The sequence below is a fragment of the Pseudonocardia sp. genome (assembly GCF_029263155.1).
In the GTDB taxonomy this organism is placed as follows: Bacteria; Actinomycetota; Actinomycetes; order Mycobacteriales; family Pseudonocardiaceae; genus Pseudonocardia.
Map to the genome: position 1 here is coordinate 1 of NZ_JAJCYB010000046.1, position 21,581 is coordinate 21,581.

Annotated in this window: 30 protein-coding genes; 20 read left to right on the forward strand and 10 right to left on the reverse strand. The window is 73.8% G+C overall.

Annotated features, from left to right (window positions below):
* Nucleotides 1-134: 134 nt before the first annotated feature.
* The 6 genes from dtd to Q1K26_RS09025 all read right to left on the reverse strand — a co-directional run bounded on the left by dtd (nucleotide 135) and on the right by Q1K26_RS09025 (nucleotide 4,863).
* Complete coding sequence (gene dtd, locus Q1K26_RS09000) at nucleotides 135-560, reverse strand: D-aminoacyl-tRNA deacylase (RefSeq protein ID WP_300009132.1); 426 nt, start codon at nucleotides 558-560, stop codon at nucleotides 135-137.
* Between the two features lie 13 nt (nucleotides 561-573).
* Nucleotides 574-2,049 (reverse strand): methyltransferase, encoded by a 1,476-nt coding sequence (locus Q1K26_RS09005; RefSeq protein ID WP_300009133.1) that lies wholly within the window; start codon nucleotides 2,047-2,049, stop codon nucleotides 574-576.
* A 145-nt stretch (nucleotides 2,050-2,194) separates the two neighbouring features.
* Complete coding sequence (locus Q1K26_RS09010) at nucleotides 2,195-2,872, reverse strand: anti-sigma factor (RefSeq protein ID WP_300009134.1); 678 nt, start codon at nucleotides 2,870-2,872, stop codon at nucleotides 2,195-2,197.
* Nucleotides 2,853-3,410, reverse strand: a complete 558-nt coding sequence (locus Q1K26_RS09015; protein ID WP_300009135.1) for a sigma-70 family RNA polymerase sigma factor — start codon at nucleotides 3,408-3,410, stop codon at nucleotides 2,853-2,855. The genes Q1K26_RS09010 and Q1K26_RS09015 overlap by 20 nt, the downstream gene beginning before the upstream one ends.
* A complete protein-coding gene (locus Q1K26_RS09020; protein ID WP_300009136.1) occupies nucleotides 3,407-3,994 on the reverse strand; it encodes a class F sortase in 588 nt (195 codons plus the stop codon). Before Q1K26_RS09020 ends, Q1K26_RS09015 begins: the two co-directional genes overlap by 4 nt.
* 50 nt (nucleotides 3,995-4,044) lie before the next feature.
* Nucleotides 4,045-4,863 (reverse strand): DUF4397 domain-containing protein, encoded by an 819-nt coding sequence (locus Q1K26_RS09025; RefSeq protein WP_300009137.1) that lies wholly within the window; start codon nucleotides 4,861-4,863, stop codon nucleotides 4,045-4,047.
* Between the two features lie 98 nt (nucleotides 4,864-4,961).
* Between Q1K26_RS09025 and Q1K26_RS09030 the strand changes: the two genes are divergently transcribed.
* The 8 genes from Q1K26_RS09030 to Q1K26_RS09065 all read left to right on the forward strand — a co-directional run bounded on the left by Q1K26_RS09030 (nucleotide 4,962) and on the right by Q1K26_RS09065 (nucleotide 9,988).
* Nucleotides 4,962-5,585 carry an HhH-GPD-type base excision DNA repair protein gene (locus Q1K26_RS09030; protein WP_300009138.1) on the forward strand — a complete coding sequence of 208 codons (624 nt, stop codon included), beginning with the start codon at nucleotides 4,962-4,964 and terminating at the stop codon, nucleotides 5,583-5,585.
* Nucleotide 5,586: 1 nt separating this feature from the next.
* Nucleotides 5,587-5,988: a metalloregulator ArsR/SmtB family transcription factor gene (locus tag Q1K26_RS09035; RefSeq protein ID WP_300009139.1), complete on the forward strand. Its 402-nt coding sequence runs from the start codon at nucleotides 5,587-5,589 to the stop codon at nucleotides 5,986-5,988.
* A 97-nt stretch (nucleotides 5,989-6,085) separates the two neighbouring features.
* Nucleotides 6,086-6,778, forward strand: a complete 693-nt coding sequence (locus tag Q1K26_RS09040) for an energy-coupling factor ABC transporter permease (protein WP_300009140.1) — start codon at nucleotides 6,086-6,088, stop codon at nucleotides 6,776-6,778.
* A 1-nt stretch (nucleotide 6,779) separates the two neighbouring features.
* Nucleotides 6,780-7,112, forward strand: coding sequence for an energy-coupling factor ABC transporter substrate-binding protein (locus tag Q1K26_RS09045; RefSeq protein WP_300009141.1), 333 nt, complete (start codon nucleotides 6,780-6,782; stop codon nucleotides 7,110-7,112).
* Entirely contained in the window at nucleotides 7,112-7,846 is a 735-nt protein-coding gene (cbiQ, locus tag Q1K26_RS09050) for a cobalt ECF transporter T component CbiQ (RefSeq protein ID WP_300009142.1), read from the forward strand. The genes Q1K26_RS09045 and cbiQ overlap by 1 nt, the downstream gene beginning before the upstream one ends.
* Nucleotides 7,843-8,724, forward strand: coding sequence for an ATP-binding cassette domain-containing protein (locus tag Q1K26_RS09055; RefSeq protein ID WP_300009143.1), 882 nt, complete (start codon nucleotides 7,843-7,845; stop codon nucleotides 8,722-8,724). The genes cbiQ and Q1K26_RS09055 overlap by 4 nt, the downstream gene beginning before the upstream one ends.
* Nucleotides 8,725-8,829: 105 nt before the next feature.
* Nucleotides 8,830-9,144, forward strand: a complete 315-nt coding sequence (locus Q1K26_RS09060; RefSeq protein ID WP_300009144.1) for a DUF3099 domain-containing protein — start codon at nucleotides 8,830-8,832, stop codon at nucleotides 9,142-9,144.
* 73 nt (nucleotides 9,145-9,217) lie between these two features.
* Nucleotides 9,218-9,988, forward strand: coding sequence for an IucA/IucC family C-terminal-domain containing protein (locus tag Q1K26_RS09065; RefSeq protein ID WP_300009145.1), 771 nt, complete (start codon nucleotides 9,218-9,220; stop codon nucleotides 9,986-9,988).
* A 24-nt stretch (nucleotides 9,989-10,012) separates the two neighbouring features.
* Here Q1K26_RS09065 and Q1K26_RS09070 read toward each other — a convergent pair whose 3' ends face one another.
* Nucleotides 10,013-10,420, reverse strand: a complete 408-nt coding sequence (locus Q1K26_RS09070; protein WP_300009146.1) for a hypothetical protein — start codon at nucleotides 10,418-10,420, stop codon at nucleotides 10,013-10,015.
* A gap of 37 nt (nucleotides 10,421-10,457) precedes the next feature.
* Complete coding sequence (locus tag Q1K26_RS09075; RefSeq protein ID WP_300009147.1) at nucleotides 10,458-10,856, reverse strand: hypothetical protein; 399 nt, start codon at nucleotides 10,854-10,856, stop codon at nucleotides 10,458-10,460.
* Between the two features lie 126 nt (nucleotides 10,857-10,982).
* On the opposite strand from Q1K26_RS09075, the gene Q1K26_RS09080 reads away from it, so the two are divergent.
* On the forward strand, nucleotides 10,983-12,047 hold the full coding sequence (locus Q1K26_RS09080; protein WP_300009148.1) for a substrate-binding domain-containing protein: 1,065 nt from the start codon (nucleotides 10,983-10,985) through the stop codon (nucleotides 12,045-12,047).
* Between the two features lie 21 nt (nucleotides 12,048-12,068).
* Here Q1K26_RS09080 and Q1K26_RS09085 read toward each other — a convergent pair whose 3' ends face one another.
* The gene (locus Q1K26_RS09085; RefSeq protein WP_300009149.1) at nucleotides 12,069-12,503 is read right to left on the reverse strand and encodes a MarR family transcriptional regulator; all 435 of its coding nucleotides are present in this window, start codon (nucleotides 12,501-12,503) and stop codon (nucleotides 12,069-12,071) included.
* Nucleotides 12,504-12,636: 133 nt separating this feature from the next.
* Between Q1K26_RS09085 and Q1K26_RS09090 the strand changes: the two genes are divergently transcribed.
* Nucleotides 12,637-13,260, forward strand: coding sequence for a hypothetical protein (locus Q1K26_RS09090; protein WP_300009150.1), 624 nt, complete (start codon nucleotides 12,637-12,639; stop codon nucleotides 13,258-13,260).
* Between the two features lie 22 nt (nucleotides 13,261-13,282).
* Here the strand turns inward: Q1K26_RS09090 and Q1K26_RS09095 are convergent, their stop codons facing one another.
* Entirely contained in the window at nucleotides 13,283-13,717 is a 435-nt protein-coding gene (locus tag Q1K26_RS09095; protein ID WP_300009151.1) for a MarR family transcriptional regulator, read from the reverse strand.
* A 246-nt stretch (nucleotides 13,718-13,963) separates the two neighbouring features.
* Here Q1K26_RS09095 and Q1K26_RS09100 point away from each other — a divergent pair, with 246 nt between their 5' ends.
* From Q1K26_RS09100 to Q1K26_RS09145, 10 genes are all read left to right on the forward strand, one after another.
* Entirely contained in the window at nucleotides 13,964-14,248 is a 285-nt protein-coding gene (locus tag Q1K26_RS09100) for a zinc ribbon domain-containing protein (protein ID WP_300009152.1), read from the forward strand.
* Nucleotides 14,249-14,292: 44 nt separating this feature from the next.
* A complete protein-coding gene (gene fmdA, locus Q1K26_RS09105) occupies nucleotides 14,293-15,546 on the forward strand; it encodes a formamidase (protein ID WP_300009153.1) in 1,254 nt (417 codons plus the stop codon).
* Nucleotides 15,543-16,310, forward strand: a complete 768-nt coding sequence (locus Q1K26_RS09110) for a nitrilase-related carbon-nitrogen hydrolase (protein ID WP_300009154.1) — start codon at nucleotides 15,543-15,545, stop codon at nucleotides 16,308-16,310. Before fmdA ends, Q1K26_RS09110 begins: the two co-directional genes overlap by 4 nt.
* Nucleotides 16,311-16,357: 47 nt before the next feature.
* On the forward strand, nucleotides 16,358-17,848 hold the full coding sequence (locus tag Q1K26_RS09115; RefSeq protein WP_300009155.1) for a hypothetical protein: 1,491 nt from the start codon (nucleotides 16,358-16,360) through the stop codon (nucleotides 17,846-17,848).
* Between the two features lie 13 nt (nucleotides 17,849-17,861).
* A complete protein-coding gene (locus tag Q1K26_RS09120) occupies nucleotides 17,862-18,161 on the forward strand; it encodes a hypothetical protein (RefSeq protein ID WP_300009156.1) in 300 nt (99 codons plus the stop codon).
* Between the two features lie 73 nt (nucleotides 18,162-18,234).
* The gene (locus Q1K26_RS09125) at nucleotides 18,235-19,878 is read left to right on the forward strand and encodes a tubulin-like doman-containing protein (protein WP_300009157.1); all 1,644 of its coding nucleotides are present in this window, start codon (nucleotides 18,235-18,237) and stop codon (nucleotides 19,876-19,878) included.
* A 77-nt stretch (nucleotides 19,879-19,955) separates the two neighbouring features.
* Complete coding sequence (locus Q1K26_RS09130; RefSeq protein ID WP_300009158.1) at nucleotides 19,956-20,438, forward strand: peroxiredoxin; 483 nt, start codon at nucleotides 19,956-19,958, stop codon at nucleotides 20,436-20,438.
* 4 nt (nucleotides 20,439-20,442) lie between these two features.
* Nucleotides 20,443-20,934, forward strand: coding sequence for a hypothetical protein (locus tag Q1K26_RS09135; RefSeq protein WP_300009159.1), 492 nt, complete (start codon nucleotides 20,443-20,445; stop codon nucleotides 20,932-20,934).
* 1 nt (nucleotide 20,935) lies between these two features.
* Nucleotides 20,936-21,235, forward strand: a complete 300-nt coding sequence (locus Q1K26_RS09140; RefSeq protein WP_300009160.1) for a hypothetical protein — start codon at nucleotides 20,936-20,938, stop codon at nucleotides 21,233-21,235.
* Complete coding sequence (locus Q1K26_RS09145; protein ID WP_300009161.1) at nucleotides 21,232-21,576, forward strand: hypothetical protein; 345 nt, start codon at nucleotides 21,232-21,234, stop codon at nucleotides 21,574-21,576. Before Q1K26_RS09140 ends, Q1K26_RS09145 begins: the two co-directional genes overlap by 4 nt.
* Nucleotides 21,577-21,581: the final 5 nt, after the last annotated feature.

The following is a 21,581-nucleotide window of genomic DNA, read 5'->3' on the forward strand; positions in this document are numbered from 1 at the left end:
CGCGTATCTTCCGCATCTGATGGGTGCCCTTCCGCCCGGGACTTTGATCTCTTCGCACAGACCATTTTCCCAGCTCAGCAGGGCACCCATCCTCATTTCGGGGCCCGTGTCGCGCACCTACCTGCGGATTCGGGTCAGACCTCCAGCAGGACCGTGAACGGGCCGTCGTTCACCGACTCCACGGCCATGTCCGCGCCGAACACGCCGGTGCCGACGGTGGCGCCGCGCTCGCGCAACGCGTCGACCACGGCGTCGACCAGCGGCTCGGCGTGGTCGGGCCGCGCGGCGGCCGACCAGGACGGGCGGCGCCCCTTGCGGGTGTCGCCGTAGAGGGTGAACTGGCTGACCACCAGCAGCGGCGCGCCGACCTCGGCGCAGGACCGCTCGCCGTCGAGGATCCGCAGCTCGTGCAGCTTGCGGGCCATGACGGGGACGGAGTCGAGGGTGTCGTCGCGGTGCACCCCCAGCAGGACGAGCAGCCCGGGGCCCGCGATCTCGCCGACCACGTCGCCGTCGACGCGCACGGCGGCCCGGGCGACCCGGGCGACGACCGCCCTCATTCGCGGCGCCCCCTCACGCCGGGACCAGCAGCCCGTGCCGGACGAGCTCGCGCACCGCGGGCACGGTCGCGGCCACCAGCTCACCCGCCGGGCGGTCGTGGGCGAACGCCAGCAGCTCCACCAGCTCGCCGAGCGGCAGCGCTCCGCGGCAGCCCGCCAGCAGGGCGGCCGCGGGTTCGTCGACCTCGTGGCGCCAGCGCGGGCCGTCCGGGCGGGCCACGGCCGTGCCCGCGGCGGTCCAGCCGTCGTCGCCGGGCTCGGCCCAGCTCTCCAGGACCACGCCCGGGGCGAGGGCGAGCCGCGCGCCGAGCAGCGCGTCGTCGCTGCCGTGGGCGCGCAGCCAGTCGACGCCGCGTAGCCAGGACGCCACCTCGGGCCCGAGCGGGTCGGTGACCTCGCCGAGGAGGTCCTCCACCACGACCACCGGGGGCTCGTCGGTTCGTCGCAGGACCAGGTGTCCGAACCCGATCGCCTCGACGCGCTCGGCGTCCATCCAGTCCAGCCACGCGCCGGCCTGCGCGCGGGTCGCCGGTGCGGTGAGGTCGAGCCCGGCGTCGCGCTGCCAGGTCCCCACGTGCATCGCCGGGTCGGCCACCTCCCGCTGCACGATCCAGGCGTCCACGCCGGGCGGGAGCCAGGAGCGCACCCGGTCGGGCCAGTCCTCGCCGCGCACGTGCAGCCAGGAGCCCAGCAGCTGTGCCACGCCGCCGGGTTCCAGGTGCGCGGGCAGGTCGGCGACCAGCGCGGCCAGCGCGTCGTCCCCGGCGCGCCCGGAGTCGCGGTAGACGTAGTCGACGCGCGCGGGTCCGGGCACGAACGGCGGGTTGGACACGATCCGGTCGAAGCGCCGCCCGGCCACCGGCTCCAGCCACGGGCCGTCCCGCAGCTCGACGTCGAGGCCGTTGAGGGCGAACGTGGCCGCGGCCATCGCGAGCGCCCGGGGGGCCACGTCGGTGGCGGTGACCGCGCCCGCGTGCCGGGTGGCGTGCAGCGCCTGCACCCCGCAGCCGGTGCCGAGGTCGAGCAGGGTGCCCACCGGCGTCCGGTCGGTCGCCGCCGCCAGCGTCAGCGACGCCCCGCCGACGCCGGTGACGTGGTCGCGCTCGTGTCGGCCCGCGTCGAGATCCGAGAGCACCCACCAGCCCGACCCCTCCTCCTCGGCGTACGGGCGCAGGTCCAGCGCGGCCGCCCAGCCTCCCTCCACGGCCCGCAGCAGCCCGGCGGCCGCGGCATCGGCCGGGGTGAGCGGGGCGAGCGCCGAGGCCACCGCGGCGTCCGGCTCGACGGCCCCGAGCAGCAGCAGCCGCACCAGCACCCCCAGCTCACCGCCGTCGCGGGTGGCCCGGTGGGCGGGCTCGACCTCGCCGCGGCCGAGCGCCGCGTGGGCGGAGTTCCCGAGCAGCTCGCGCACCCCGTCGGTGGTGTAGCGGGATCGGGAGAAGGCGGTGCGCAGGGCGTCGGCGGCGGCGGGTGAGAGGTGGGGAAGCACCCCCCGATCCAAGCCCACCGCCGCCGCACCGCCGCGGCCAGGCCCGCCCGCCCGCAGGCGTCTCGCGCGCTCGCGCTGGTCCCGCGCGCTGCCGACGGCGCGCGGGACGCGGGTCGGCGCGCGAACCCGGGGCGGGCGGGCGCGGTCAGGCCACCGGGCCGCGCAGCAGGCTGTCGCCGGAGTGGCCCGCGTCGCCGTCCCAGCGTTCCGCGGAGACGTCGAGGACCCCGAACTCGGCGAGCGGGAGGTCGGCCGGCACCGTGAAGGCGCCCCGGAAGCCGTCGCCGTCGGGCGCCAGTGACCCGAGGGACACCAGCCCGGTGCCGGTGCCGTCCATCAACCAGGCCTCCAGGTAGTCGGTGCCCGCCGGGGTCGTGACGCCGTGGACGCGCACGACCATCTCGCGCACGCCGGCGCGCTCGGTGAGCGCGGCCGTCCCCGTGCCCGCCGACTCCACCGGGGCGAGAGTGGCCAGCGGACGCTCGGCGGGCGGGGCGGCGGCCACCGCATAGCCGATGCCGAGCCCGGCGGCGACGCCGAGCACGGCGGCCGCCACCGGGAGCGCGAACCGCCGCCACCGCGTCCGCGGCGGCGGCTCCTCGACGATGTCGAGCTCGCCGGTGATCGCGGTCCAGATGCGCTCCGGCGGGTCCTCGTCCTCTCCGCCGGTGCCGCCCGCCACCGCGAGCTCCACGGTGCGGCGCAGGGACTCGACGTGCCCGCGGCACAGCGCGCAGCCGCTCAGGTGTTCGTCCACGGCCGCGTCGCGCCGCTCCGAGGGCAGCGCGGCGAGTGCGAGCAGGTCAGGATCGGGGTGCCACACCGTCGACCTCCCAGCGTCGTCGCAACCGCTCCAGCCCGCGCCGGAGATGACTCTTGACCGTGCCGAGCGGGAGACCCGTCAGCGTGGCGATCTGCTGGTGGGTCAGGTCGTCGAAGAAGGCCAGACGGACCACCGTTCGTTGCTGCGGCGGCAACCGGTTCAGCTCGTCGGCGACGACCACCGCCTCCACGACCCGATCGGGCACCCCGCGCGACACCGCCCTGCCCTCGACCCGTGCCGCTCGGGACATGATGTCGGTCTCCCGGGTGCGGGCGGTCAGCCGGTCGGCCACCTGGCGGCGGGCGATGCCGACGAGCCACTGCCCGAGCCTGCCGCGTGCGGGGTCGAACGTGGCCCGGCCGCGCCAGGCCCGCACGAACACCTGCTGGGTGACGTCCTCGGCATCGTGGTGGCTGCGCAGGCAGCGCAGGGCGAACCCGAACACGGCGCGGGCGTGCAGGTCGTAGAGCTCCCGGAGCGCGGCCGGCTCCCCGGCCAGGAAACGCCCGGCCAGGTCGCCGTCCGCGCCGCCGGTCACGGGACGGGAACCGCGGTGACGACCACGTTCTCGCGGTAGCTGCGCGTGTCCCGGTCGAAGTCGCCGCCGCAGGTCACCAGCGTCAGCACCGGGGCGCCGTCGCGGGCGAAGAGCTGCTCGACGGGCAGCTCGTCCTTGTCGATCCGGGCCACGGCGTCGACGCGGAACCCGAGCACCGTGCCGTCGGCGAGATCGACCTGCACCGGGTCGCCGACCGCGAGCTCGGAGAGCCGGTAGAACGCGCCGCGACCCTGCACCCGGTCGTCGACGTGACCCGACAGCACGCTCGACCCGGCCGGCGCCCCCGGCCCGGGGCCGAAGCGGTACCAGCCGACCGTGCTCACCTCCGGTGGCACCTCCATCTCACCCAGCTCGTCGACGCCGACGTCGACCACGGCGGCGTCGACGTCCACCGCAGCCAACCGCACCCGGACGGGAGCCGCGAGACGATCACCGTCGGCGGCCGACGCCGCGGTGGGCGCGGTCGTGGCGGCGGTGGGGGGCGCGGCAGGTGCGGGGGAGGGGCCGGGCGCCGCACACCCCGCGAGCACGACCGCAGCCACCAGCCCCCACGCAGCCACCACCCCCCGGCCACCCCGTCCCCGGCCACCCCGGGGAGGGGTGCGGGTGCCGCTCAGCGGCGGGTGCCCGTCACCGCACGGCCGGTCGCCGCGGCGGCGACCAGCGCCGCACCGGCCAGGCCCAGTGCCAGCAGCCCCGCCGGCACGCCCGGCTCGTACGGCGCACCGGACGGCGCGCCCGACGGCACGCCCGAGGGGGCGCTGTGCAGGCCGTCGACGGTGAACACGACGAGGCCGAGCGTGTCGTCCTCGAGCGAGCCGATGGCGTGCACGAACGTCGCGGTGCCCTCGCCGAGGTCGAGATCGGCCGGGCCGATGACGGGATCGGTGGTGCCGGCCGCGGCGACCGCGGCCGAGACGGTGCCCGCGGGCACCTCCAGCGCCTCCTGGTTCGGGTTGCTCAACCCGCTGACGACGGGCGCGCCGCCCGCCAGCACGTCGACGGCCGGGGCGGCCGCGGTGTGGCGCACCGCGAGCCGTGCCTGGCCCGCGGCCACGTCGGAGACGTCGTTGACGAACGGGGTGACGGTCGGCTCGCCCGCCTCGGTCAGGTGGGCGGCGAGGGTGACGCTCGCCCCGGCCGGGAGGTCGGCGGTGGCCGCGAGCAGCGGGTCGCCGGAGCCGTCGGAGTCGGCGGCGAAGATCGTGACCTCGCGGGATCCCGCGGGCAGGTCGACCGGGCCGGTGGACGTGCCGGGCTCGAAGTCGTCGATGGCGCGCTCACCGTCGACGTAGACGTCCACGGGCGTGTCCGGGATGCCGTGGACCACGTAGACGGTGCCCGTGTCCTGGGCGAAGGCTGCGGGCGCGATGGCCAGGGTCGTCGCGGCTGCGGCGAGCAGTCCGCAGGCGGCGAGGGTGAAGCGTCGCACGGATGATCCTCTCGAGGGTGGGCGGAGCTTGCGTGAGGGACTACCGACGCACGGGGCACATCGGATGCACACCGCGCAGGCGGCGCTAGGCTCGTGGCGTGCCGCTGCGACTGAGCCAGGACCCCGACTCCGACGCGCTGCTCGACCGCGACCCGCTCGCCCTGCTGATCGGGATGCTGCTCGACCAGCAGATCCCGATGGAGCACGCGTTCTGGGCGCCGGCCGAGCTGGCCCGGCGCCTGGGCCGTGACACCCTCGACGCCCGCGAGATCGCCGGGTACGACCCCGACGAGCTGATCGCCGTGTTCGCCACGCCGCGCGCGCTGCACCGCTACCCGAGGTCGATGGCCGGGCGGGTGCAGGCCCTGTGCGCGGCGCTGGTCGAGCAGTACGACGGCGACGTCACGCTCGTGTGGACCGGCGCGGCCGACGGCGCGGAGCTGTACTCCCGGCTCGTGGCGCTGCCCGGGTTCGGCAAGCAGAAGGCGCAGATCTTCACCGCGCTGCTGGGCAAGCAACGCGGGGTCGCCCCCGACGGCTGGCGGGAGGCCGCGGGCAGCTACGGCGAGGACGGCGCGTACCGCTCGGTGGCCGACGTCGTCGACCCGGCGTCGCTGGCGAAGGTCCGGGAGTTCAAGCAGGCGGCCAAGGCGGCGGCGAAGGACGCCGCGGCGAAGAACGACGCGGCGAAGAACGACGCCGCGACAGCCGCGAAGGCCTGACGTGCACCAGCTGTCCGAACCCCGCCACCGGGCGCGCGTCGTGGACCCGGACCAGGTCTGCGACGCCACCGCGGTGCTCGCCGACACCGCACAGGTCCAGCAGGCGGCCGCCGTGCTCGACGCGCTGGGCGACGTCAACCGGCTCAGCATCCTGCTCGCACTGCACCACGCGGGTGATCTGTGCGTGTCCGACCTGGCGTTCGCGGTCGGCATGAGCGACAGTGCGGTGTCGCACGCCCTGCGCCTGCTGCGCGCCCACGGCATGGTGCTCGCGCACCGCGAGGGCCGGCTGGTGCGCTACCGCGTGACGGGCGGTCTCACCGAACGGCTGCTCGACGTCGTCTCCGAGGGCGTCGTCGGCGACGTGGCCCTGCACGCGCACGGTGTCGCGGACGAAACCTGAACGTCAACAAATGAAGACCTGTTCATGCTTGCAGGTCACCCGTCCGGGGTTCTAAGGTCGCCAGACCACGCTGTCGCGACCATCCCTGGGAGCCGTCATGCACATCGCTGAGGGGTATCTGCCACCGCTGCACGCCGCGGCGTGGACGGTCGTCGCTGCGCCGTTCGTGGTGCACGGCGCCCGGGCGGTGGTCAAGCAGGTCCGCGAGGACCCCGACACCAAGCTCCTGCTGGGGGCGGCGGGGGCGTTCGCGTTCGTGCTGTCGGCGCTGAAGATCCCGTCGGTCACCGGCTCGAGCTCGCACCCCACCGGCACCGGGTTGGGGGCGATCCTGTTCAGACCCCCGGTGATGGCCATGCTCGGCACGATCGTGCTGCTGTTCCAGGCGCTGCTGATCGCCCACGGCGGGATCACGACGCTCGGGGCCAACGCCTTCTCCCTGGCGATCGTCGGCCCGTGGGTCGCGTATGGCGTGTTCGTGCTGGTCCGCAAGCTGGGCGGGGGGCTGTCCCTCGGCGTGTTCCTGGCCGCGTCGCTCGCCGACCTCGCCACCTACTCGACCACCTCGGTGCAGCTCGCGCTCGCCTACCCCGACGTCACCTCCGGCGTCCTGGGCTCGATCGTCAAGTTCGGCACGATCTTCTCGATCACCCAGATCCCGCTCGCGATCTGTGAGGGCCTGCTCACGGTCCTGATCGTGCGCCTGCTGATCAAGGTCAGCCCCGACGAGCTGCGCCGCCTCGGTGTCCTGCGCCCCCGTCCCGCCGCGTCCGCACCGCAGGAGGTCTGAGATGTCGCGTTCCACGCTGGTCAACTGGCTGCTCGTGGTGGCGGTGCTGGTCATCGCGATCATCCCGCTGGCGTTCATCGGCAGCGAGACCGAGTTCGGCGGGGCGGACGGGGTGGCCGTCGAGCAGATCGAGGCCGACAACCCCGACTACGAGCCCTGGTTCTCCCCGCTGTTCGAGCCGGAGCCCGAGACGGCGTCCACGCTGTTCGCGCTGCAGGCGGCGATCGGGGCGGGCTTCCTCGGATACCTGTTCGGCAGCCTGAACACCCGGCGCAAGCTGCGGGCGACCAGCTCGGGCGGCGCGTCCCCACCCGTCGACGACCACCGGACCTGATGCACTCCCTCGACGCGCTGGCCCACACCAACCCGTGGCGCCGACGGCACCCGGGGGAGAAGGCCGTGCTCGCGCTGGGGCTGCTCGGCTGCGCGGTGGCGCTGCCGCCGTGGCCGGGCGCCCTGCTCGTCGGGGCCTGCGCGCTCGCGGTCCTGCTCGGGCCGCTGGCCCTGCGACCCGGGCAGCTGCTGCGCGCGCTGCGGGCGCCGCTGGTGTTCGTCGCCGTCGGGTCGGTGCCGCTGCTCGTCGCCGTCGGGGGGGACCCGCTGATCCGCTGGGCGCCCGAGGGCATCGGCGCCGCGGTCGCGCTGGCCGGGCGGGCCACGGCCGCGCTGCTGTGCCTGATCCTGTTCGCCGCGAGCACGCCGCTGGCCGACGCGCTGCCGCGGCTGGAGCGCCTCGGCGTCCCGGCGGCGGTCACCGAGGTCGCGGCGCTGATCTACCGGCTGCTGTTCCTGCTGCTCGACACCGCCGCGGCCGTGCGCGAGGCGCAGGCGGGCCGACTGGGGTTCCGCACCTGGCGCACGACCTACCGGTGCGTCGCCGCGCAGGGCGCCGCGATCTTCGTGGGGTCGCTGGACCGGGCCCGGCGCCTGGAGCAGGGGCTGGCGCTGCGCGGGTACACCGGCTCGCTGCGGGTGCAGGTGCAGGAGCGGCCGGTGTCGGTGCCGTTCGTCGTCGCCTCGGTGGGGCTGGTGGTCGCGGTCGTGTCCACCACCCTGGTGCTGGCGTGACGCCGGTGCTCGAGGCGCGGGGCCTGACCTTCGCCTACGAGACCGACCGGCCCGTCCTCGACGGGGCCGACCTGGCCCTGCACCCCGGGCGTCGGGTCGCCGTGCTCGGACCCAACGGGGGCGGGAAGACGACGCTGTTCCGCCTGCTCGCGGGGGCGCTGGCCCCGGCGGCGGGTGCGGTGCTGCTCGACGGCGTGCCGGTGGTGCGCAACCGGCGCGGGCTCACCGCGCTGCGCACGCAGGCGCAGCTGGTCCTGCAGGATCCCGACGACCAGCTGTTCTCGGCCGGCGTGGCGCAGGACGTGTCCTTCGGACCGGTCAACCTGGGGCTGCCCCCCGACGAGGTGCGGTCCCGCGTCGACGGTGCGCTCGCGGCGCTGGGGATCGGAGCGCTCGCCGACCGGCCGACGCACCTGCTCTCGTTCGGGCAGAAGAAGCGGGTGGCCATCGCCGGTGCGGTCGCGATGGCGCCGCGGCTGCTGGTGCTCGACGAACCGACCGCGGGCCTGGACCCGGCGGGGGTGGAGGAGCTGCTGGACACGCTGGTCGGCCTGCACGCCGCCGGCACCACCCCGGTGCTGTCCACCCACGACGTCGACCTCGCGCAGCGCTGGGCCGACGAGGTGGCGGTCGTCGCGGACGGGCGGGTCGTCACGGGGGAGGCCTCGGCGGTGCTGGGCGACGCCGCGCTGCTGCGCTCCGCACGGCTGGGTCCGGCGTGGGCCCCCGCGGTGCATCGGCTGCTGGCCCGGGCCGGGTCGAGCGCCCGGCCGCGCACGGCCGCCGCACTGCACGAGCTGCTCGGTCCGCCCCCGACGTCCGGGGTCCCGTCGGCGTTCGGGATCACGGCCGGGTCGGCAGGCGAGACCTCGGGCTGAGTGGCACGATGGCGGGTGGCGGTCGAGTGGCCCGGTTCCCGTGGCCACCGCTGGTCACCAGCGCCGCCGGCGAGGGCGCCCCCGGGCGCCGGCGAAGGAGTTTCCGTGGCCGACCCGCAGCATGCGGCGAACCCGGTCCTGATCACGGACGCGGCGTTGTCCTACGAGGAGGAGCTCGCCGCTCGCAAGCACCGATACAAGATCATGATGGGGATGCGGATCCCGCTGATGATCCTCGCGGCGGTGTTCTACACCACCCCGTGGCTCGCGGTCACCCTGCTGGTCCTGTCGATCCCGCTGCCCTGGATGGCCGTGCTGATCGCGAACGACCGGCTGCCGAAGAAGCGCGAGGACGCCAACCGCTACCAGGGCGACCGCCGCCAGATCGAGCAGCGCGAGCACCGCGTCATCGACGGCTGAAGGGTCATCGACGGCCGAGCGCCCGTCCACGGCTGCGGGGTCCACGGCGGCCGAGGGCGATGCGGGCCCGGCGATGACCGCGGCACCCGAGGTCCTCGCCGGCGGAGCCGCGCTGGGTGACCGGTTCGTCGCCCGGCTGGGCGTCCCGACGGGGCCCGGCTGGCTGGAGGTGCCGGACCTGTTCGGGCCGGCCGTCCTCGCCGCCGCCGCCACGGCCTTCGGGACCACGAGTCCCGCGGTCGCCGCCACCCTGCTGTTCGAGCGCTACGCCCAGCGCCTGGTCGCGCCGGTGCTCGCCGCCCGGTACCGCGACCGCACCCTGCTCGACGCCCGGATGCCCCGGATCCGGGCCCGCGTCGAGGACGGCGTGCTGCGCCGCCTGGCCTTCGCCGGGGCGCCGGAGCCGATCGCCGGGGCCGCGGCCGACGAGGCCGTGCTGCACCGGCTGCTGGCCGGGAACCTCGATCCGGTCGCCGACACGCTGCACCGCCGGGCCCGGGCCGGGCGCCGCGTGCTGCGCGGGGCGATGGCCAACGCCGTGGCGAGCGCGCTGCTGCACCTGTCCTGGCCGAACGCGGACCGGGCCGCCCACGTGGCCGACGCCCTCGCCTGGCTGGAGCGGGTGCCCGGCTGGGCCGACCTGGTGGACGTGCGCGCCCAGCGGGTCGGGGGCGAGCCGTGGATGTACGTGCGCAGGAGGAGCTGCTGCCTGGCCTTCCGCACGACGGTCAACCAGGCCCGGGAGCAGCCGTACTGCAGCAGCTGTCCCGTGCTGGCGCCGTCGACGACCGCCGCGCTGTTCGAGCGGGCCACGACCGCCTACGCGGCCCGCCGTCCCCGCTGACGGTCCCCGCGCCCCGCCCCGCATCTAGGTGGCGGAACCGAACCGCGCCCACATCCCGGGCAGCCCCGCGATCGGCGCGACCAGGTCGTGCACCCCCTGGTCGAACAGGACGCCCGCGACACCGGACCGCGCGAGGGTGTCGGCCAGCCCGGTGAGGTCGGCGGGCGTGATGGTCATGGCGGCGGTGCCGGGTGCGGCGTCGGCCCCGTCACGGGCGCTCGCGAACGTCGCGACGTGCCGCTCGCTGGTGAACGCCAGCAGGTAGCGCTGCCCGCCCGCCACGCCGAGCATCGGCCGGGGGTCGGTGAGGTCGCCGGTGGGCAGCAGCCACCAGTGCTCCAGCCCGTAGACGGCCTGCCAGAGCCGGGCGAGCTCCGGGCCGGTCGGATCGGCGCGGGCCTGCGCGGCGAGCTCGTCGACGTCGGGGTCCATCCACCCACCCTAATACTTCCGAACGGAAGTGTCTTGCTCAGATCTCGCCCGCCTCCATGCGGGCGCGCCGCGAGGGCGTGAACACGCAGAGGTCGAGCAGACCGGGCGGGTCGTCGACGCCGGGCCCGCCGCCGCGCACCCAGTCGACGACCTCCGCCACGGTCTCCGGGTGCAGGACGTTCGCCAGCCACGTGGGCCGGGCCCCGGCGCGTCTGCCTGCGGGGGAGGGGCCGACCACCACGACGTTGGACCGCTCGCAGGCGTCGAGGCAGTCGGTCACCCGGACCCGCCCGGCATCGCCGACACCGTCCACGAGCGCGGCCACCTGGCCGGCGTGGTCGACGCCGGGGTGCTTGCGCTCGGTGCCGCAGCAGCACCCACGACAGACCGTCACGGTGCAGCCATCGGTGACCGGTCTGGCGCGGCGGGGGGACATGATGGCCTACTTAACATGCATAGCTGCGCAGTTACCACTCGATCGGCGCAGCCGTTGTCAATCTCACGGCAACACACCGGTCCCAGACTGGGCGCTCACCGCACCGGGAGGGCTTGGGGAGGTCGAATGGCCACGGACGTGCTCGATGTCGCCTTCGTCGTGCCCGGCAGCGGGCCGTCCGGAATCTACGGCCCGTCGTGCTGGGCGAGCGGGCGGCTGGCGGTCTCGGAGATCAACGAGGCCGGAGGCATCCTGGGTCGGGAGGTCCGGCTGCGGCCCGTGGACGGCGGTCGCACGCCGCTGGAGGTGGCCGCCGAGGTCGGATCGCTCGTCGCGTCGGGATCGGTGTCCGCGGTGGCCGGGTGGCACACCTCGGCGGTCCGCCAGGCGGTGGCGCCGCGGCTGCGCGGTCGCGTGCCCTACGTCTACACCGCGCTCTACGAGGGGGGCGAGCGCACTCCCGGGGTGTTCCTCACCGGGGAGACCCCGGCGGGTCAGGTGCGGCCCGCGATGGCATGGATGGCCCGAGAGCTCGGCGTGCGCTCCTGGTGCATCGTCGGCAACGACTACGTCTGGCCGCGGGCCTCCGCGCGGGCGGCCCGTGCCTACGCCGACTCGGTGGGCGCGCAGATCCGCGACGAGGTGTACGTGGAGCTGGGCACCCAGGAGTTCGGCCCGGCCCTGCGCCGGGTGGAGCGCTCGCACGCGCAGGGCGTGCTGATGTTCCTGCTGGGCTCGGACGCGGTCCAGTTCAACCGGGCCTTCACCGAGATGCGCCTGAACGACCGGTGCGTGCGTCTGAGCCCGCTGATGGACGAGAACATGCTGCTCGCGACCGGGGCGGCGAACACCGGGGAGCTGTACTCGGCGGCCGGCTTCTTCGAGGCGCTGGGCACCGCGCACGGCCTGGACTTCGAGCGCCGCTACGTGGACTCGATGGGCCCGACGGCTCCCGCGATCACCTCGCCCGGTGAGTCCTGTTTCGAGGGCATCACGCTGCTGTCGCACCTCGCGGCCGCCGCGGGCAGCACGGACGTCTCGGCGATCAGCGGGGCGTCGGAGGCCGTCACCTACGAGGGTCCGCGTGGCGCGGTGCAGGTACGGGACCGGCACCTGCTCCAGCGCATCTACCTGGCCCGGGCCGACGGGCTGGAGTTCGACGTGCTGGCGGAGATCAGCGGCGGCGTGTGACCGGCCCGTCTGGTCGGTGGATCACGTCCGGGCGGCGAGCCGGTCGAGCAGGTCGAGCAGCAGCGCCGCCTCGGGTCCGAGGATGCCGAGCACCTCCGCCTCGACGGCGCACACCGGCCCTACGAGGCGGTCGTGGGTGGCGCGCCCGCCGTCGGAGAGGAACACCAGCACGCGCCTGCGGTCCTGCACGTCGGGGAGCCGGTAGACCGAAGCCACGTCGACCAGGCGGTCGACGACCTTGGTCAGGGTGGGGCCGGGGACCGCGATCGCCGCGGCGATCGCGGACATCGTGCGGCCGGACCCGTCGGCCAGCAGGTGCAGCACGCGCCACTGGTCGACGGTGAGTCCCTCGGCGGCCACCGTGGCCTCGATGCGGCGGGACACCTGCCGCTCCACCTGGGCGAGCAGGCGATCCAACGGGGCACGCACCACACTGTCCGGCCGGCTGGTCGTCACCTGGTGCCCCCTGGTCCGGTTCGGCCGGGTCCGGCCGAACACCTGCTGTCATCGTAAAGCAATCGTCACGAGGATGTACTTCCGTTTGACACTATTCCCGTAGACTGTAGTGCACGCCACACGGGAGGTGCCGATGGCCCCGGACCAGGGCATGCGCTACGAGCTGACCGCCGTGGTCGGCACCCTCTCGGTGCTCGAGACCCTGGCGACGGCGCATCCGGACGCGCGCGCCGTGCCGCTCGCCGTGCCCGGTCTCGGCCTGCTGCCGGTGACCGCCCCGCTGGCCGGTGAGATCACGCCCGCGTCGCTGTGCGTGCTGGGGTCGGGGCCGCTTCCCGGCGGCACCCGCGACGCCGCCCACCGCAGGCAGTCGTGGCTGACCGGCCCCGAGTCCGGGTTCGACGTCCTCACCCCCGGACTCGCCGCGCTGGTGGAGGCCGGCTCGATGCGCGCGCCGCTGGCCTGGGTCGAGGCCGACTACCTCGGCCTCGACGGACGCCAGGCCGCAGCGGTGTGGCGGTCCGGGAGTCTCGTGTGCGGCCCGCTGCTGCTAGGTCCCCGGGAGGAGTTCGTGTCGGCCCGCGCGCCGATCTCGGTCGCCCTGCGAGCGCTCGGAGTGGTCGCGGCCGCCCGCCGCGACGAGTTCGTCGTCGCCGGGCTCGGCCGGCACCGGCGCACCGCCGACTGGTGCGCCGCGGGCCCAGGGGCGGGGGGCCGGGCCGAGGGGGATCGGGCCGAGGGGGATCGGGCGGGGTGAGGGCGGGCCGGTCGCGCCGGGGTTACTCGGCCAGACGCTCCAGCAGGCGGCGCAGCGTCGTCCGCTCGGCCGCGTCGAGGTCGCCGGACATCCGGTCCTCCGCGGCGGCCACGCCCGGCGCGAGCTCGTCGTGCACCGTGCGGCCGTGCTCGGAGAGCAGGACCAGGACCCGCCTGCGGTCGGCCACGTCGGCCCGCCGGTACACCATCGCGGAGTCGGTGAGCCGGTCGACGATCTTCGTCAGGGTCGGTGCGGGCACCATCGCGTGCTCGGCGATCTCGCTCATGGGATGCCCGGCGCCGTCGGCGAGTAGGCCGAGCACGCGCCACTGGTCGATGGTGAGCCCGGCGGCGGCGAGTTCCCGCTCGACCTCCCGGGCCATCCGGTGCGCGACGCGTCCCACGAGGTCGCCCAGCGGCACGGGACGGCGCACCTCGTCGGTCCGCACCACGGACACCGGCCGCTCCCTTCGTCGGGTTCGGAGCTCATGATCGCTCCTGGGGCCGGGCGCGGCCAGGCCGGGCGGCCGCATCCTGCCGACCGCACCCACCCGTGGTCGTTCCGCGTCGCGCGTCCGGCGCGACGGCAGCGTTGTCGGCCCGGCTTCCCCGGCTCGCGGACCCGCCCGGGGGGCGAGGGTTGACAGGTACTTCCGATCAACATAGTTTGAGATGACAGTAATTGGTCGTGAGAGGAGGCCCCGATGCCCACCTACCGGTTCTCCTGCACGGTCTGCGGACCCTTCGACCTGATCCGCCCGATGCGCGAGTCGGGGGCGCCCGCCGGGTGCCCGTCGTGCGCCCGGGAGGCGAGGCGGGTCCTCACCGCTCCGGCGCTGCGGTCGATGCCGTCCGCGTTGCGCGGCGCCCTCGACGCGCAGCACCGCAGCGCCGACACACCCGGCGTCGTCACCTCGCCTCCACCCCGAACCGGGCGGGCCCAACGGCGGGTCACCGACCCGCGTCAGCTGCGGCTGCCCCGCCCCTGAGCTCCGTCCCCTGCTCGTCCGAGAAGAATCGTTGGAGGTTCGCCGTGCCTGATGTCGTGTTCAGCGTGGACCAGGCCAAGTCGATGCGCGACCAGGTCGTGCCCGGCCACAACCGGTGGCACCCCGACATCCCGGCGGCGGCCACCGTGGCGCCGGGATCGTCGATCCGGATCGAGTGCCGCGAGTGGACCGACGCCCAGATCGGCAACAACGACTCCGCCAACGACGTCCGCGACGTCTACCTCGACGGCTGCCACATGCTGTCGGGCCCGATCGCGATCGAGGGTGCCGAGCCGGGCGACCTGCTCGTCGTCGACATCCTCGACCTCGGCCCGGTGCAGGCGCCCCAGGAGTACGGCGACGCCCCCGGCCAGGGCTGGGGCTACACCGGCATCTTCTCCAAGCTCAACGGCGGCGGCTTCCTCACCGACCAGTACCCCGACGCCTACAAGGCCATCTGGGACTTCAGCGGGCAGAAGGCGACCTCGCGGCACATCCCGGGCGTCAGCTACACCGGCATCACCCACCCCGGCCTGTTCGGCACGGCACCCTCACCGGAGCTGCTGGCGAAGTGGAACGAGCGCGAACGCGCGCTGATCGCCACCGATCCCGACCGGGTGCCCCCGCTGGCGCTGCCCCCGCTGGAGGCCGCCGTGCTGGGTGGTACCGCCACCGGCGAGCAACTGGCCGGTATCGGCCGCGACGGAGCCCGCACCGTGCCGCCGCGGGAGAACGGTGGCAACCACGACATCAAGAACTTCACCCGCGGCTCGCGCGTGTTCTACCCGGTGCACCACCCCGGCGCGCTGTTCTCCGGCGGCGACCTGCACTTCTCCCAGGGCGACGGCGAGATCACCTTCTGCGGCGCCATCGAGATGGGCGGGTTCATCGACTTCCATGTCGACCTGATCAAGGGCGGCATGCAGACCTACGGGGTCACCACCAACCCGATCCTCATCCCGGGCAACGTCGAGCCGCGGTACTCGGAGTTCGTCACGTTCATCGGCATCTCGGTGGAGCACGAGACGAACACCAACTTCTACAACGACGCGACGGTCGCGTACCGCAACGCCTGCCTCAACGCGATCGAGTACCTCAAGAAGTTCGGCTACTCGGGCCCGCAGGCGTACCTGCTGCTCGGGTCGGCGCCGATCGAGGGCCGGGTCAGCGGCGTGGTGGACATCCCGAACGCCTGCTGCACGCTCTACCTGCCCACGGCGATCTTCGACTTCGACATCACCCCGTCGGCCGCCGGTCCGATCATGGCCGACCGCGGGTCCTGCGCGGTCTCGTCGTGAGGACGGTCGGGGTCGCGGTGCTCAGCCACACCGTGCCGACGCCGCGCACCCGCGGCGAGGTGCGGCTGAACTACCTGCGCATCGCCGACCTGGTGGTCGGCATGGCGCACGGTGAGCCCGGCCTCGACCTGATCGTGTTCCCCGAGTACGGCACCCACGGCTTCCGCGGGGCGCCGGCGTCCGGGCCGCTGGTCGAGCCCGGCGAGGACGTCGCGATCTTCTCCCGGGCCTGCCGGACGGCCGGGGTGTGGGGGGTGTTCTCGACCAGCGGCGGGTGCTGCCGCCCCGAACCGGGGCACGCCGTGGTGCTCATCGACGACCGCGGCGAGGTCGTGGCGCGACACCGGCGCGGCGCGGGCGGCCGCGGGGGCGACCCGCCCGACGTCGTCGACGGTCCGGGCGGGCTGCGCACCGGCCTGAGCATCAGCCGGGACGACCCGCTGGCCGGCCCGGCCTGCCGGTACCGGGGCGCGGAGCTGCTCGTGCGCTACCAGGCCGAGCCGGGCCTGCCGGCCGCCGCGCAGGTGCGTGCGGCACGTGCGGCGGCCTGGCTGGGCACCTGCTACGTCGTGGCGCCGAACGCGGCGGGGCGAGCGGGTCCGCACCGCTGCTCGGGTCATTCGGCGATCGTCGGATTCGACGGCGCGACGCTGGCCGCCTGCGGCGACGAGGAGCACGAGTTCTCCTACGCCGAGCTGTCGGTCGACGCGCTGCGCCGGGCGCGGGCCGGCCGCCACCGACCGGAACGGGCCCGCGCCTGCTGACCCGCACCCCCCAGACCGAGTGATCAACCAGAGAGGTGCAATCCCAGATGTCAGACGACCACGGCCACGGGCACGGACACGACGACAACGGCCACGACACCACGCTGGCCCGCATCGAGGCACTGAGCAAGGAGAACGTCCACCACGCGGGCGATCACGAGGGTCCGTTCTCGCTGCACGTGCTGGGCCTGGGCGCGGCCGGTGCGGCGGTCGTCGCCGAGATCCTCGCCGACGCCCCGGACGGCTTCACCGCGCTGGCGGTGAACATCGGCGACGAGCCGCTCGCCGCCGTCCGCGCCGCGGCGGGCGGCTCGTCCGCCGTCGCCACGGTGGACCTGCCCATCCCGAGCCGGGCCGGATTGTCGGCCTCGCTCAACCGCTACCGCGAGTTCCTCAAGATGGAGTACCCGCGCTACTACTGGAACCCGAACTACGAGCCGTGGCTGCCCGGTGACCTGGCCCTGCCCGGCCCGGGCGAGCCGGTGCCCCGCGCGATCGCCAAGGCGATCTACAACTGCGAGTACTACCAGAACGGGGAGATCACGCAGGCGATGGAGGCGTTCGCCGCGGGCGTGCTCGCCAGCGACAAGACGCCGGTGGTGGTGATCCCGTTCTCGCTCGGCGACAGCTCCGCCAGCGGCATCGTCGTGGACCTGGCCCGACACCTGTCGTCGATCAAGCTGGGGCGCCGCCCCTGGGTGGTGGGCGTCGGCATCACCCCGACCGAGCCGTCGGCCGGGTTCTTCCCGGTGATCAACGAGCTGGACTGCATGATCGACAGCTCGAAGAACCAGGGCGTCATGGCCGTGTGGGGCGACCTGTACAAGAACCCGTTCACCGGCGGATTCTTCTCGGTGCCCCAGCCCGAGGGCCGTGACGTCGCCCCCGGGATCGGGAAGTTCCTGTCCGCAGGTGGCGGGAAGGACCTCTACGAGTCGCTCAAGGCGCTGAACTGGCTCGCCGTGCCCGGCGACCAGTGGCACCCGGCGATCCGCGGGGAGCAGAGCGACAAGTGGATCAACGTCCTGACCGTCACCGGCCTCGACGACGCGGGGTCGCTGGGCGACCTGGGCCTGACCAAGGGTTTCTCCACCGAGTACGCCGAGGCACGCGTGTTCGGTTCGGGCAAGGAGGCCACGGCCGCGGCGAAGGCCGTCGGCGCGGCGATCCCCGAGGTCGCGGCCACCCGGGTCGCACCGGTGGTCAAGACCGCGCCGGGCGCCGGCTTCGTCAGCGTCGTCCTGCCGCGCGCCACCAAGCTGGACCTGGCGGCGTTCGTCCCGTCCCGTGACCTCTACGACCCGCTGGAGTGGGACGACAAGCTGCTGTTGCACTCCTGGATCCTCGATCTCGGCGTGCTGCTCTGCGAGCCCTCCATCCGGTTCGACGGCATGGGTGGGGAGTGCATCTGGGGCTGTGCCTGCTGGGTCGTCGTCCCGCACGCCGCGATCCGGGGCGAGGCGATCGAGTCTCCGGTCACCGAGCCCGAGGTCGCGGCGATCGCCAGGTCCGGGGCCGGCGTGGCGGCCTCCGGATGAGCGGCGGGATCTGATGGCCACCGACTGGGCCGCCGTCGTGGAGCGCTACCGCGACGGCGCCGAGCTCCCGTCGATGCCGGGGGCGCGCACGCTCAAGGTCACCGGCGCCGACGACGGCTACATCTACGTCTCGCACCGCCTCTGGCAGGACAAGATCACCCGGGCGTACCTCGAGAAGGCGATGACGCTGCTCGACGAGGGCCGGATGACCCGCAACTACGGCGACGTGATCGACCACTACCGCACCTACATCGCCGACGAGCGACCGACGACCGCAGCCACGATCCTCAAGGACCTCGGCTACCTCGACTGACCCGTCCGCACGTCCCGGGACGTACCGCGCTGCCGCACGCCCGAAAACAGGAGGAACACCAATGGGACTGTCCATGTACCACAGTGCGACCGGCGCGCAGTCGCCGCACTGCATCCACGCGATCGGCATCGGCAAGACCGGCGCCTACATGGTCGAGGCGCTGCTGCGCACCGGTGAGATCGAGGACATGCTGGAGGACCCGCGCGCCCGGTTCACCGGCCTGTCGATCGACATCGGCGACCAGGACCAGCACGAGCTCAAGGAGTACATGGGCGGGTTCGACCAGCGGCTCGCCGAGCGCGGCATCCCGACCGATCGGGCCCAGGTCCGCACGGTCTCGCTGGACATGCCGGAGAAGAAGGACCTCATGACCAGCCTCAACCGCTGGCGCGAGTACCTGAAGATGGAGTACCCCCGGTACTACTGGAACCCGAACTACGAGCCGTGGCTGCCCGGTGACACCCAGCTGCCCAAGGCGGGCGACTCGATCCCGCGCGCGATCTCCAAGGCCGTGTACGGGCACTACTACTACGGCGAGGACAAGTCCCTGGAGCGCGAGCTCGACGACTTCGTCGCGAGCATCAACCAGACCAAGCTGCCCTCGCTCGTGCTGGTGTTCTTCTCGATGTCGGGCGGCACCGGCTCGGGCATGGTCGTCGACCTCGCACGGCACCTGTCCAACATCAAGCTCGGGCGCCGCCTGCCCGTCGTCGGCGTGGCGGCCATGCCGTTCTCCGGCGACGAGGCCCACGTCGGCGGCGACGCCGCGCTCTACCCGACCATGAACGAGATCGACTGCATGCTCGACGACGCCAAGAACCAGGGCGTCATGGCCGTGTGGGGCGACCTCTACAAGAACCCGTTCACCGGCGGCTTCCTCGCGCTGCCCCAGGAGCACTCCTGGCAGCGCCTGGGCTCCTACACCCAGACCGGCAAGCCGGCGATCCGCGACGCGCTGCGCAAGGGCGTCACCCGCAAGTTCGTCAACGACTCGTTCATGCGCTTCGTCGTGCAGGACTACGGCCGCCTGCTGTTCAAGATGCTGCGCCCGATGGGCTTCACCGGGGCCCCGCACGAGCGCAACATCTCCGGCGACCGCACCTGGACGGTCTTCGACGTCGCCAAGTACACCCACCCGGGCGTGGAGGTGCTGCCCGGCGAGCCGCGCAGCAAGTGGCGCGAGGTCGTCAACAAGTGGATCGGCTACATCCCGCAGTGGTCGGGGCTCAAGGAGGGCTTCAAGACCGACTACGTCGAGGCGCACACCGTGGCCCCGCGCGAGCTGTGGAACGAGGGGCTGGAGACCAAGCTCCGCGACACCCTGCAGACCTTCGTGCTCGATGGCGACGACGGCACCGTCAACACCTCGGTCGGGGAGTTCTTCGACGAGCTCACGGCGTACTCCAACATCATCATCCCGGGCGTGGCGAAGACCGACTTCACGGCCTTCTACGCCGCCCGCGACGCCTACGACGCGATCGAGTCGTGGGACGAGAAGCTGATGATGCACTCCTGGCTGCTCGACCTCGGCGTCATCCTGTCCGAGCAGTCCATCCGCTTCGACGGCATGGCGGGCGAGTGCATCTGGGGCTGCGCGTGCTGGGTGGTCATCCCGCACGAGGCGATCCGCGGCGACGCCCCGATCTCCAAGGACGTCTCCGCCGTGCAGGCCGACCACATCTCGATGATGGTCAAGACGGTCGTCCCGACCCCCTGACCGGCCCCTGGGCGGCCGGTCGTCGGCGAGGCCGGTCGGCCGCCCCTGTCCCGTTCCTTCCACCAGGAGAGAGAGCCATGCCCGCCATCGGAGACAAGGTCCCCGACACCACCGTGATGGTCACCACCGCGGACGGCCCCGGCCCGGCGAGTTCCGCCGAGCTGCTGGGCTCGGGCACCGTCGTGCTGATCGGCGTGCCCGGCGCCTTCACCCCCGTCTGCAGCGACTTCCACCTGCCCGGATTCGTGCTCGCCGCCGAGCAGCTCAGGAACAAGGGGGTCGACCGGATCGCGGTCGTCTCCGTCAACGACGCGTTCGTGATGGGCGCGTGGGGTCGCTCGGAGGACGCGGGAGCGGAGTTCCTCATGATCGCCGACCCGGACGCCGCGTTCGCGACGGCGATGGGTATGGCCACCGACGCGAGCTCGTTCGGCCTGGGCACCCGCTCCGAGCGCTACGCCGCGATCCTGCGTGACGGCGTGATCACCTCGCTGGAGGTGGAGTCGACGTTCGTCGAGCACGAGGTCAGCTCCGCCGAGGCCGTGCTCGCGAGGCTCTGACGCCATGCCGGACACGGTCGAGGCGCAGGTCGCCCGGGAGTTCGCCGAGTGGCTCGACCGGGTCCGGGTGACCTTCGAGGCGGTGCGCTACACCTGCGCGCACCGCCTCGCCGAGCCGGCGCTGGCCGAGCAGGTGAGCGTGCAGGTCGTGGCCGGGATGGTCGCGCGGCCTGCGGTGTTCCGGTACTTCGGCCTGCCGTACTCGGGGCGGATCGCGCGGCTGGCCGAGGCCCGGATCGCCGAGGCCGACGCCGGCGAGCTCGCCGCCGTGTGCGGCTGGGAGGAGCTGCGGGACCTGCTGGTCGCGCTGCCGCTCGAGCACCGCGACGCACTCGTCGTCATGTGCCTGCGCGGCGGTGACGTCGAGGACCTCGCGGCGGTCATCGGCTGTGACGAGCCGACGGCGGAGCTCCGGCACGAGGCGATGCTCACCTACGTGGGCGAGCTGGTCAGGCCCGGTCTGGCGCCCGCGCCGGACCCCGACGGAAGGCGCTGAGGTGCCACTGGACTGGACGAAGGTCATGGACCGCTACGCGGGAGGCACGACGATCCCGACCGTGGCGGGCGGGAAGACCCTGCAGATCACCGGCGTCGACGACGCGGGGGTGCACATCCGCAACTCGCTGTGGCGCGACACGCTCGCCCGCGAGCACCTGGAGAAGGCCGCAGACCTGATCGAGTCCGACGCGATGAGCCGGCACGCGGGGCTCTTCGTCGAGGAGTACCGGGCGCTGGTGGTCGACGCCCGCGCGACGTCCGCGGCGCACGTGCTCAAGGACCTCGGGTTCCTGGAATGACCGGTACCGGGACGGCGGGGATCGACTGGACCGCGGTCCAGGAGCGCTACCGCGGCGGCCGTGCGGTGCGTCCGCTCGCCGGGTCGTCGACGTTGCGCGTCGAGGCCGCGGGCGACGCGCTGGTCGTCAGCCAGCGGCTGTGGCGGGCGGAGCTCACGCGTGACGAGCTGGCGGTGGCGGTGCGGCTGCTGGGGGAGCAGCCGCCGGGGATCGGTGCCGTCGCGTTCTCCGAGGTGCTGCGCCGGCACTACTCGGGCGGGCCACAGGTACAGCCGACCTGCAGCCGCACGCCCAACATGAGCGCGGTGGTGCTGGTGGACCTGGGCCTGCTGGCGTCGTAACCGCG